At 66.9% G+C, this 10,803-nt stretch carries 10 protein-coding genes; 8 read left to right on the top strand and 2 right to left on the bottom strand.

Features of this window, described 5'->3' with window-relative positions; translation table 11 throughout:
* From ACTHK2_RS11495 to ACTHK2_RS11485, 3 genes are all read left to right on the top strand, one after another.
* Positions 1–1,033: arginase family protein (locus ACTHK2_RS11495; RefSeq protein WP_440245847.1), on the top strand; the 1,033-nt coding region annotated here is incomplete at its 5' end.
* 75 nt (positions 1,034–1,108) lie between these two features.
* Positions 1,109–1,357 (top strand): AbrB/MazE/SpoVT family DNA-binding domain-containing protein, encoded by a 249-nt coding sequence (locus ACTHK2_RS11490; RefSeq protein ID WP_440245846.1) that lies wholly within the window; start codon positions 1,109–1,111, stop codon positions 1,355–1,357.
* A 59-nt stretch (positions 1,358–1,416) separates the two neighbouring features.
* Positions 1,417–2,571 (top strand): type II toxin-antitoxin system PemK/MazF family toxin, encoded by a 1,155-nt coding sequence (locus tag ACTHK2_RS11485; protein ID WP_440245851.1) that lies wholly within the window; start codon positions 1,417–1,419, stop codon positions 2,569–2,571.
* Here ACTHK2_RS11485 and putA read toward each other — a convergent pair.
* Positions 2,555–5,704: a bifunctional proline dehydrogenase/L-glutamate gamma-semialdehyde dehydrogenase PutA gene (gene putA, locus ACTHK2_RS11480; protein WP_440245845.1), complete on the bottom strand. Its 3,150-nt coding sequence runs from the start codon at positions 5,702–5,704 to the stop codon at positions 2,555–2,557. The two genes, ACTHK2_RS11485 and putA, sit on opposite strands and share 17 nt — an antisense overlap.
* A gap of 329 nt (positions 5,705–6,033) precedes the next feature.
* Here putA and coxB point away from each other — a divergent pair, with 329 nt between their 5' ends.
* The 5 genes from coxB (at position 6,034) to ACTHK2_RS11455 (ending at position 10,389) form a co-directional block, all read left to right on the top strand.
* Entirely contained in the window at positions 6,034–6,939 is a 906-nt protein-coding gene (coxB, locus tag ACTHK2_RS11475; protein WP_440245844.1) for a cytochrome c oxidase subunit II, read from the top strand.
* A gap of 79 nt (positions 6,940–7,018) precedes the next feature.
* Positions 7,019–8,626, top strand: a complete 1,608-nt coding sequence (gene ctaD / locus ACTHK2_RS11470) for a cytochrome c oxidase subunit I (RefSeq protein ID WP_440245850.1) — start codon at positions 7,019–7,021, stop codon at positions 8,624–8,626.
* Positions 8,627–8,715: 89 nt separating this feature from the next.
* Complete coding sequence (locus ACTHK2_RS11465) at positions 8,716–8,895, top strand: hypothetical protein (protein WP_440245843.1); 180 nt, start codon at positions 8,716–8,718, stop codon at positions 8,893–8,895.
* Positions 8,892–9,485: a cytochrome c oxidase assembly protein gene (locus ACTHK2_RS11460; protein WP_440245842.1), complete on the top strand. Its 594-nt coding sequence runs from the start codon at positions 8,892–8,894 to the stop codon at positions 9,483–9,485. Before ACTHK2_RS11465 ends, ACTHK2_RS11460 begins: the two co-directional genes overlap by 4 nt.
* A 37-nt stretch (positions 9,486–9,522) precedes the next feature.
* On the top strand, positions 9,523–10,389 hold the full coding sequence (locus tag ACTHK2_RS11455; protein ID WP_440245841.1) for a cytochrome c oxidase subunit 3: 867 nt from the start codon (positions 9,523–9,525) through the stop codon (positions 10,387–10,389).
* A gap of 143 nt (positions 10,390–10,532) precedes the next feature.
* Here ACTHK2_RS11455 and ACTHK2_RS11450 read toward each other — a convergent pair whose 3' ends face one another.
* Positions 10,533–10,742 (bottom strand): twin transmembrane helix small protein, encoded by a 210-nt coding sequence (locus ACTHK2_RS11450; protein WP_440245840.1) that lies wholly within the window; start codon positions 10,740–10,742, stop codon positions 10,533–10,535.
* Positions 10,743–10,803 lie beyond the last annotated feature (61 nt).

The raw sequence follows: 10,803 nt of genomic DNA, 5'->3' as shown, positions 1-10,803 counted from the left end.
TACGACCGGAACACCCGACCCGGCGCGCCGCCGCCTGCTCGGCGCGTTGCTCGCCACGGGGGCGGGCGTTGCCGCGCCGGCCTTGCGCGCCGCCGCGTCGCGCGGCATCGACGTCGTCGGCGCACCATCGAACCTCGGCCTCAGGCCGCTGCGGCACGGCCACGTGCCGAGCGCGTTCCGCGCACCGGCCGCGCTGGGTGCGCGTCGCGTGGTCGAGCGACTCGGTGCGCGCGATCGCGGCGACGTCCCCGTACCCGCGTATGATCCCGCGCCGGATGCCGCGACCGGCTACCGCAACGGCGCCGGGCTCATGGCATATACGCCCCGGCTCGCCGAACGCATCGGTACGAGCCTCGACGACGGCCGTTTCGTGCTCGTGCTCGGCGGCGACTGCAGCGTGCTGCTCGGCGGGGCGCTCGCGCTGCGCCGGCGCGGCCGCCATGGCCTGCTGTTCATCGACGGCCACAGCGACTTCTATTTCCCGCGCGTGCCGCGCCCATTGACGGCGGCCGGCATGGACCTCGCGCTCGCGACCGGTCACGGTCCGGACGCGCTCCTCGGCATCGATGGCGGCAAGCCGTACTTCGCCGAGGACGACACCGTCGTCTACGCGTACCGCGACCACGGCACGCCCGACGAAGTGGATACTGCGCGCTTCGAGCGCGCCGCCTTCCTGCGCCTGCCGATCGAACGCGTGCGCGCCGACGGCGTGTCCGCATCGATGGGCGAGGCGCTGCGCCGGCTCGAGCGCAGCGAACTGCGCGGCTTCTGGATCCACCTCGACGTCGACGTACTCGATCCGTCGGTGATGCCCGCCGTCGACTCGCCCGATCCGGGCGGCCTGCGCCTCGCCGAACTCGAGGATGTGCTCGCTCGCGCATTGGCCTCGCCGCACGCGCTCGGCCTCGAAGTCACGATCTTCGATCCCGACCTCGATGCCGACGGCCACCTCGCCGAGCGGCTCGTCACGCTGCTCGAGCGCGCGTTCGCGCGCGCGGGTCGCTTCGGTCTCGCGCCAAACTGGACAAGCTAGTCGCCAATAGGCCTTCGCACCGCGTCACGCGTGAGAGTAGAGTTCTATTCCAGCAAAACATGGAGTGGTGTCGACATGCCCTGCGAAGCAACGCTGCGTCGAACCGGCGGGTCGATCACCTTGTCCATCCCGAAGAGCATCGCCAAGGCACTCACAGTCGATGCCGGTACGGTGGTAGAGCTCGCCGTCGAAGGGCGCACATTGTCGGTGACGCCTGCGCGACGCACGCTGGCGGATCGGCTGGCGGCAAGTCCAAAGTCGCCGGCGCACTGGCATCGTGATGCGTCGCTCGAAGACGAGCCGATGTGGCGCGAGCTGCTGTGAGCCGAGGCATTCCTGCGCGCGGCGACACCCTCGAGCTCAGTCTCGACTGACGGGGGGAAATCAGGTCCGCGGGCTCCCGTCCGGTGCTCGTGCTGTCGGCAGATGCATTCAACCGTGCATCCGGCCTGCTGCTTGTGGCGCCGATCATGCAGGGCGGGCACGGCATCGCGCAAATCGGCTTCAGCGTGACCCTGATGGGTTCGGGCACGAAGACCCAGGGCGTCGTGGTATGCGATCAGACACGCACGGTCGATGCGCGTACGCGCGGCTGGCGCAGGATCGAGAAGGCGCCGGCGGCCGCGGTCGAGGAAGCGCTCGATGCGGTGCGATTTTGGAATAGGCCGCACCGAAAAGCCGGCCAACACTCAAGGGGATGCTTCATGGACGCGTTGAAGAGCCTACCAATGATGGTGCGCGACGGCACCGTCATGTTGCTTGCCGAGCTGATTCGTCGTGCCGCCACTCATGGCCCTGAGCGCTGGGGCCTGACGGATCTGGATACCTGGATGCGTTTGAACGTCGGCTGGACCGAGAGCGCGACGGTGACGACGACTCACTTGCGTCTGATCGTTGCGGGAAATGCTCGCGGCGTCCGACTCCCGAAGGTCGAATTGATCGAGGGAGATGACGGACGAAGCTTCTATGCGACAGTTCCCGGGTCGCTTCTCGCGGAAGTGCCCTATATGCCGCAAAGCGATTTTGTGCTTTCAATCGACGCACTCCGTCCCGCACTGTTCGAAGCGGTCGATCTTGCTGCACGCCGGCGAGTCGGCAGAGGCGTCAGGAACGGCCACAGCCCTGCGTTGGCAGCGGAGCTGGAACTCCTGATCGGCGAGCAACTACCAGCAACCGGATACGAGTCCGAGCATTCAGACAGCGTGGAAGGCGGGGCGGCTCGGATGGAAGGTGCGCTGGCCCGCGTACTTTCTTCGAGATACGAACGCGACCGGACCGCGCGGTTGATGTGCGTAAGTCACTACGGTGCTGCGTGCGTGGTCTGCGGCTTCTCGTTCGAGGAGACGTACGGCGAACTCGGAGTCGACTTCATTCACGTGCACCACCTCGTGCCGTTGTCGGACATCGGACACGAATATCAGGTCGACCCGATACGGGACTTGCGCCCCGTTTGCCCGAACTGCCACGCGATGCTGCATCGCGGGCAGGAAACGCTATCGATGGATGATTTGCGCGCGTTGCTCACTCGCCCAAAGTAAGCAACGACGCATTGCCACCCGCCGCGGTCGTGTTGATCGTGAGCGTGCGTTCGGTCGCGAAGCGCACGAGGTAATGCGGGCCGCCGGCCTTCGGGCCGGTGCCGCTGAGGCCTTCGCCGCCGAACGGCTGCACGCCGACGACCGCGCCGATCTGGTTGCGGTTGACGTAGCAGTTGCCGACTTTCGCGCGGCGCGCGATGTGCTCGATCGTCGCGTCGATGCGGCTGTGCACGCCGAGGGTGAGGCCGAAGCCGGTCGCGTTGATCGCATCGATGACCTGGTCGAGTTCGCTGCCCTTCCAGCGCAGCACGTGCAGCACCGGTCCGAACACTTCCTGGGTGAGCAGCGACAGCGAAGGGATCTCGTAGGCGCGGGGCGCGAAGAACGTGCCGTGCTCGCTGCCCGCGTCGAGTTTCGCCTCGTTGATCTTCTTCGCTTCGCGGTCCATGCGCGCGGCGTGCTCGACGAGGAAGGTGCGCGACGGCTCGTCGATGACCGGTCCGACGTCGGTCGAGAGCCTCGCCGGGTCGCCGACGACGAGCTCGTCCATCGCGCCCTTGAGCATCGCGATGACCTTGTCGGCGATGTCTTCCTGCACGTACAGCACGCGCGCGGCCGAGCAGCGCTGGCCGGCCGAGTCGAACGCCGACGCGAGCACGTCCTTGACGAGCTGCTCGGGCAGCGCCGAGGAGTCCGCGATCAGCGCGTTCTGCCCGCCGGTTTCGGCGATCAGCGCGGCGATCGGCGCATTGCGCGCGGCGAGCGTGCGGTTGATCGTCCACGCGGTCTCGGTGGAGCCGGTGAAGCAGACGCCCGACACTTCCGGCTTCGTCAGCAGCGTGTTGCCGATCACCGAGCCCTTTGCCGGCACGAACTGCAGCACCGCTTCCGGCACGCCGGCTTCGTGCAGCAGCTTTACCGCGGCGTGGCCGACGAGCGTGGTCTGGTCGGCCGGCTTGGCGATCACCGCGTTGCCCGCGGCGAGGCCGGCGGCGACCTGGCCCATGAAGATCGCGAGCGGGAAGTTCCACGGGCTGATGCAGACGAACACGCCGCGGCCGCGCAGGAACAGTTGGTTCGATTCGCCGGTGGGGCCCGGCAATGCCTCGGGCGTGCCGAACAGTTTGCGCGAAAGGGACGCGTAGTAGCGGCACATGTCGGCCGCCTCGCGCACTTCGGAGATCGCGGCCGGGATCGTCTTGCCCGCCTCGCGTACGCACAGCGCGATGAACTCGCCGCGGCGCTGCTCGAGCAGGTCGGCCGCGTGCTCGAGGATCGCCGCGCGGCTCGCGGCCGGCAGCGTGTCCCAGTCCGGCTGCGCGGCGACCGCGTTGGCGAGCGCCTTCTCGATCGTCGCCGCGTCCGCATTGCGCGTCTCGCCGACGACTTCGCGGCGATCGCTCGGGTTGGTCACCGCGCGTGGCGCTTCGCCGGTGCTCGCGCCCGGCACGAGCGGCGCGGCAGTCCACGGTGCGCGCGGCGCATTGACGGCGTCGGCGAGGGCCTTGAGTTCGTTGTCGTTGGCGAGGTTCACGCCCATGGAATTCTTCCTGCTGGCACCGTAGAGGCCGACCGGCAGCGGGATGCGCGGGTGCGGCTTGGAGGAGAATGCGGCGACCGTTTCGCACGGGTCGGCGACGAGGTCGCGGATCGACACGTTCTCGTCGACGACGCGATTGACGAACGAGGTATTGGCGCCGTTTTCGAGCAGGCGCCGCACGAGGTAGGGCAGCAGGTCCTCGTGGCTGCCGACCGGCGCGTAGACGCGGCACGGCACGTCGAGGTTCTTCTCGCCGATGACTTCGTCGTAGAGGTCCGCGCCCATGCCGTGCAGGCGCTGGAACTCGAATGGTCGCTTGCGCGCGTGGTGGTGAATTGCCGCGATCGTGTGTGCGTTGTGGGTCGCGAACTGCGGATAGACGAGGTCGGCGCCCGCGGCGAACAGGCGCTTGGCGCAGGCGAGATAGGAGACGTCCGTGTTCGGCTTGCGCGTGTAGACCGGGTAGCCCGAGAGGCCCTGTTCCTGCGCGCGCTTGATCTCCGAATCCCAGTAAGCGCCCTTGACCAGCCGCACGCACCAGCGGCGGCCGGCCTTGCGCGCGGTGTCGGCGAGCCAGTCGATCACGAACGGGCAGCGCTTCTGGTACGCCTGCACGGCGAGGCCGAAGCCGTTCCAACCCCCGAGCGAGGCATCGGCGAACACCGCGCCGATCACTTCGAGCGACAGCTCGAGCCGGTCCGACTCCTCGGCGTCGACGGTCATGCCGATGCCGTTCGCCTTCGCGAGTTGGGCGAGTTCGAGCAGCCTGGGCGTGAGTTCGGCGTGCACGCGCGCGCGCTTGGCGACCTCGTAGCGCGGATGCAGCGCCGACAGCTTGACCGAGATCGACGGCGCGGCGAGCACGCTGTCGAACGGCCCGCGTGCGCCGAGCGCTCCGATCGCGTCCTTGTAGGCCCGATGGTAGCGCTCGGCGTCGGCGGCGGTGAGCGCCGCCTCGCCGAGCATGTCGTAGGAATAGCGGTAGGCCGCATTGTCCTTCTGCGCGGAGCGGTCGAGCGCTTCCTCGATCGTGCGGCCCATGACGAACTGGTGGCCCATGATGCGCATCGCCTGGCGCACCGCGAGGCGGATCACCGGTTCGCCGGCGCGGCCGACGAGGCGCTTGAACGCGCCGGTGAAGTCGCGCCGCGTCTCCTCGGCGAGCGCGACGAGACGGCCGGTGAGCATGAGGCCCCAGGTCGACGCGTTGACGAACACCGAATCGCTGGTGCCGAGATGCTTCTTCCAGTCCGCCTCGCCGAGCTTGTCGCGGATGAGCTTGTCCGCGGTAAGCTTGTCCGGGATGCGCAGCAGCGCCTCGGCCACGCACATGAGCAGCACGCCTTCCTCGCTGGACAGGTCGTACTGGCGCATGAACGATTCGACCGCGCTCTGTTCGCCGGCGCGTGCACGCACCCGTGCGACGAGTTCGGAGGCGCGGGCGAGCACGAGCTCGCGTTCGGCCGGCGGCAGCGTCGCCTGCGCGAGCAGGTCGTCGACGGCTTCGTTTTCGTCGCGCGCCCAGGCGGCGGTGATGCGGGCCCAGACGGCGTCGGGGGCAGGCGGGAGTTCGGGCAGCAGCGATGCGCTCATGGGCCGGTCTCGGGTGCTGGGGAGCGCCGGCGCGGTGGCCGGTGCGGGGACGGGAAGACGCCAGGAACGCCTAGTGTAGTGAGCGCGCGGCGACCGGCCAAGAACCGCGCACGCGAGGAGCCGGGCCGGTCGCTGCCTGCGGCGCTTTGTCGCGGGCGGGCCTGCCGGCGCGATCGGCGCCGCGGGACCGCGGTTGCCGCTGCCGCGCGCGCTCCACTATCATTGACGGGTTACGCTCCCGACGTTTGGCGCGTCCGGCCTCGGCCGCGCGGTCGTCGCGGCGACCGCGCAATGGGGCGCATCCGAGCAAAACCAGAAAGGTGATGGCGATGATTTCATCCGGGGTCCTGCGCGCCTGCCGCGCGTTCGCGGTACTCGCGTTGCTGGCGAGCGGAACAGCGTTCGCGAATCCGCAGCCGTGGCAGCTCAACATGGCTCCGGGCGCGACCTCGATCTCGCAGCGCATCCACGGCGTGCACATGCTCGCGTTCTGGGTCTGCGTCGCGATCGGCGTCGTCGTGTTCGGCGCGATGATCATCGCGATGGTGCGCTTCCGCAAATCGAAGGGCGCGGTCGCGGCGAAGTGGAGCCACAACACCACGATGGAGGTGATCTGGACGGTCGTGCCGATCATCATCCTCGTCGTGATGGCGTGGCCGGCGACCAAGCTGCTCGTCGACATGGCCGAAGCCAAGGGCTCGGACATGACGATCAAGATCACCGGTTACCAGTGGAAGTGGCGCTACGAGTACCTCGACTACTTCAAGAAGACGTCGAGCGTGAATTTCATTTCCAGCCTCGATGCCGAGTCGAACAAGGCGCGCCAGCTGGGTTCGGGCGTCGACCCGCACTCGATCAAGGACGGCGACTACCCGAGCTACCTGCTCAACGTCGACAAGCCGCTCGTGCTGCCGGTCGGCGTCAAGGTGCGCTTCGTGATCACCGCCGACGACGTCATCCACGCGTGGTGGGTGCCGAGCCTCGGCTGGAAGCAGGACGCGATCCCCGGGATCATCAACGACAACTGGACGCAGATCGACCAGCCCGGCCTCTACCGCGGCCAGTGCGCGGAGCTGTGCGGCAAGGATCACGGCTTCATGCCGATCGTCGTGAAGGCGGTGCCGAAGGCCGAGTTCGAGAAGTGGCTGGCCGAGCAGGAAGCCGCCCAGGCCGCCGAGAAGGCCGGCGCGACCGCGCAGGCGACGCCGGCACCCGCGCCCGCGGCGCAGGGCTGAGAGACATCCATGCGTTCACGCGTGAACGCGAGCGAAGACAGATAGAGGTTCGAAGGCCATGGCCGCTGCCAATCCCGCGATCGATCACGACGCCCACGACGACCACGATCACAAGCCGGAAGGCTTCCTGCATCGCTGGCTGTTCACGACGAACCACAAGGACATCGGCACGCTGTACCTGGTGTTCTCGCTGATGATGTTCTTCATCGGCGGCTCGATGGCGATGATCATCCGCGCGGAACTCTTCAAGCCGGGCATGCAGCTCGTGCAGCCGGAGTTCTTCAATGAAATGACGACGATGCACGCGCTGATCATGATCTTCGGCGCGGTCATGCCGGCGTTCGTCGGCCTCGGCAACTGGATGATCCCGCTGATGATCGGCGCGCCGGACATGGCGCTGCCGCGCATGAACAACTGGTCGTTCTGGATCCTGCCGTTCGCGTTCTTCCTGCTCATCTCCGAGATCTGGATGCCGGGCGGCGGCCCGCAGGGCGGCTGGACGATGTATCCGCCACTGTCGCTCGAGGGCGGCACCAACGTCGCCTTCATGATCTTCGCGGTGCACCTGATGGGCATCAGCTCGATCATGGGCGCGATCAACATCATCGCGACGATCCTCAACATGCGCGCGCCGGGCATGGACCTCTTGAAGATGCCGGTGTTCGTGTGGAGCTGGCTGATCACCGCGTTCCTGCTCATCGCGGTCATGCCGGTGCTCGCCGGCGCGGTCACGATGCTGCTCACCGACAAGTTCTTCGGCACCAGCTTCTTCAACGCGGCCGGCGGCGGCGACCCGGTGATGTTCCAGCACATCTTCTGGTTCTTCGGGCATCCCGAGGTCTACATCATGATCCTGCCGGCGTTCGGCATCGTGTCGGAGATCATCCCGACCTTCAGCCGCAAGCCGATCTTCGGATACCAGGCGATGGTGTACGCGATCGCGTCGATCGCATTCCTCTCGTTCATCGTCTGGGCGCACCACATGTTCTCGGTCGGCATGCCGCTCGGCGGCGAGCTGTACTTCATGTATGCGACGATGCTGATTGCGATCCCGACCGGCGTGAAGGTATTCAACTGGGTGTCGACGATGTGGGGCGGCTCGATGACGTTCGAGACGCCGATGCTGTTCGCGATCGCGTTCGTCATCCTGTTCACGATCGGCGGCTTCTCGGGCGTCATGTGCGCGATCGTGCCGGCCGACTTCCAGTACCAGGACACCTATTTCGTCGTCGCCCACTTCCACTACGTGCTGGTCACCGGCGCGGTGTTCGCGATCATGGCGTCGGCGTACTACTGGCTGCCGAAGTGGTGCGGCAACATGTACTCGGAGCGCTGGGGCAAGATCCACTTCTGGTCGAGCGTGATCTCGGTCAACGTGCTGTTCTTCCCGCAGCACTTCCTCGGCCTGGCCGGCATGCCGCGCCGCATTCCCGACTACAACGTCGCGTTCGCCGACTTCAACATGATCTCGTCGATCGGCGGCTTCTGGTTCGGCGCGAGCCAGCTCATCTTCGTCGGCGTGGTGATCCACGCGGTGTACTTCTCGAAGAACCGCGCGACGACCCAGGTATGGGAAGGCGCGCACGGCCTCGAGTGGACGGTGCCGTCGCCGGCACCGCACCACACGTTCACGGTGCCGCCGGTGATTCGCGACGACGTGCTCGCCCATGGCGACGTGACGCACTGAGTGGCGCGATCGTTCCCCGATCGCTGGTTCGATGGAGGTGGCGTTGGTGGGTGGCGTTGCTTGAATCGCTGGTCCGGAAGCGGCCATCCATGGCCGCACTCCTGAAGAACAGCACGCTGCGAACCGACGACAAGGTAATGAAACAACAGCTTGCCAATGACGAACGCCCTGCCGGCCGCGCGCGAGCGCGCCGCACCGCGCTCGTCGTGGGGCTGGTGGCGGTCACGATCTACGTGGTCGCGATCGTCAGCGTCGTGTTGAACCGATGAACGCCGGGAACCGCAATGTCGGCGTGCTGAAGACGGCGGGCGTGGTGGTCGCCTGTGCGTTCCTGTTCGGGTTCGCGATGGTGCCGCTCTACCGCGTCGTCTGCGAGCACGTGCTCGGCATCAAGCTGGCGCCGGGCGCGGTCGACCGCAGCCGCGTCGCGGGGCTGGTCGAGGACACGAGCCGCACGGTGCGCGTGCAGTTCACGACTGGCGTGAACAGCAAGCTGCCGTGGTCGTTCACGCCGGAACTGGCGAGCGTCGACGTGCATCCGGGCAAGCTGACCGAGGTGTGGTTCGACGCGACCAACAACGGCGGCGAGGCGATCGTCGGCAATGCGGTACCGAGCATCGCGCCGAGCGAGGTTTCGGCGTTCTTCAACAAGACCGAGTGCTTCTGCTTCACCGAGCAGGTGCTCGCGGCGGGCGAATCGCGCCGCATGCCGGTGCGCTTCTACGTCGATCCGCAACTGCCGCAGGGCGTGCGCGAGCTGACGCTGTCGTACACTTTCTACGCGAACGAGGCGGCCACCGTGCGCCTTTCCGCGGAGCACCACACCAATACGGGCTCGCCGCTGCCGGCGGCGGGCTGATTCCAGGCAAATTGACGCAACGATCGGGACAGCCGCCATGGCGCAAACACAAGGTGCTTACTACGTTCCCCACGGCAGCCATTGGCCGATCATCGGCTCGTTCGGCCTGCTCGGTACGGTCGGCGGTGCGGGCCTCTGGCTCAATGAAGCCGATATCGGCAAGCCGATCATGTTCGTCGGCATCGCCCTGCTGCTGTTCATGATGTTCGGCTGGTTCGGCACGGTCATCCGCGAGTCGGTCGGCGGCAAGTACAACAAGCAGGTCGACACCTCGTTCCGGATGGGGATGATCTGGTTCATCTTCTCGGAAGTGATGTTCTTCGCCGCGTTCTTCGGCGCCCTCTTCTACGCGCGCGCCTACTCGGTGCCGTGGCTCGGCGGCGAGGGTCATGGCGCGTTGACCAACCACTACCTGTGGCCCGCGTTCTCGGCGGCATGGCCGACCAACGGCCCGGCCGAGGTCGGCGGTGCATTCTCGACGATGTCGCCGTGGGGAATCCCGCTGCTCAACACGCTGCTGCTGCTGTCGTCGGGCGTGACCATCACGATTGCGCACCACGCGCTGCGCTCGGGCAACCGCAGGCAGCTGCTCGTGTTCCTCGCACTCACGGTCGTACTCGGCGCGATCTTCCTCGGTTTCCAGGCGCACGAATACGCCGAAGCCTACGGCCACCTCAACCTCACGCTCGGCAGCGGCGTCTACGGCAGCACGTTCTTCATGCTGACCGGCTTCCACGGCATGCACGTGACGCTCGGCGCGATCATGCTCACGGTGATCTGGTTCCGCTGCGCGAAGGGCCACTTCACCAAGGACAACCATTTCGGCTTCGAAGCGGTCGCCTGGTACTGGCACTTCGTCGACGTCGTGTGGCTCGGGCTGTTCCTGTTCGTGTACGTCGTTTGAGATCGGGGCCGAGGGCTGACGGCTGGAAGCCCGTGCCCTCGGCTCGCACACGTTGCGAATCGGAATACAGTGGCCTTTGAAGATGGGCGGATAGCGGGGCGCGCGGCTTTTCGGCCCTGGGGCCCTCAGCCCTGCACCAAAGCTCAGCCGCCCACCCCATGCGGGCGGATGATGCCGGTCCAGATGCCGAGCATCACGAGCGCGATCAGCAGCACCGACAGCGCGATGCGTCGAGTGAGCGCCTTCAGCGTGCGATCGGTGCCGCCCTTGTCGGTGATCATGAAATACAGGCCGGCGCCCAGGTTGTAGACGATGGCGAGAAAGAACACGACGATCAGGACGGTGCCGAGCATGGCTTGCGCTTCCGGCCGGAACGCGGTTCCGGCTGCCTCGCCGATTATAGCGCCGCTCCTC

The sequence above is a fragment of the Dokdonella sp. genome, assembly GCF_051958935.1.
Classification (GTDB): Bacteria; Pseudomonadota; Gammaproteobacteria; order Xanthomonadales; family Rhodanobacteraceae; genus Dokdonella_A.
Note: the sequence above shows the minus strand (reverse complement) of the source record. Positions and strands in the feature narration are given on the sequence as shown.

Coding starts and splice junctions, on each gene's coding strand:
- ACTHK2_RS11490 (WP_440245846.1), top strand. CDS start 1,109: ATGCCCTGCGAAGCAACGCTGCGTCGAACCGGCGGGTCGATCACCTTG.
- putA (WP_440245845.1), bottom strand. CDS start 5,704: ATGAGCGCATCGCTGCTGCCCGAACTCCCGCCTGCCCCCGACGCCGTC.
- coxB (WP_440245844.1), top strand. CDS start 6,034: ATGATTTCATCCGGGGTCCTGCGCGCCTGCCGCGCGTTCGCGGTACTC.
- ACTHK2_RS11465 (WP_440245843.1), top strand. CDS start 8,716: ATGGCCGCACTCCTGAAGAACAGCACGCTGCGAACCGACGACAAGGTA.
- ACTHK2_RS11460 (WP_440245842.1), top strand. CDS start 8,892: ATGAACGCCGGGAACCGCAATGTCGGCGTGCTGAAGACGGCGGGCGTG.
- ACTHK2_RS11455 (WP_440245841.1), top strand. CDS start 9,523: ATGGCGCAAACACAAGGTGCTTACTACGTTCCCCACGGCAGCCATTGG.
- ACTHK2_RS11450 (WP_440245840.1), bottom strand. CDS start 10,742: ATGCTCGGCACCGTCCTGATCGTCGTGTTCTTTCTCGCCATCGTCTAC.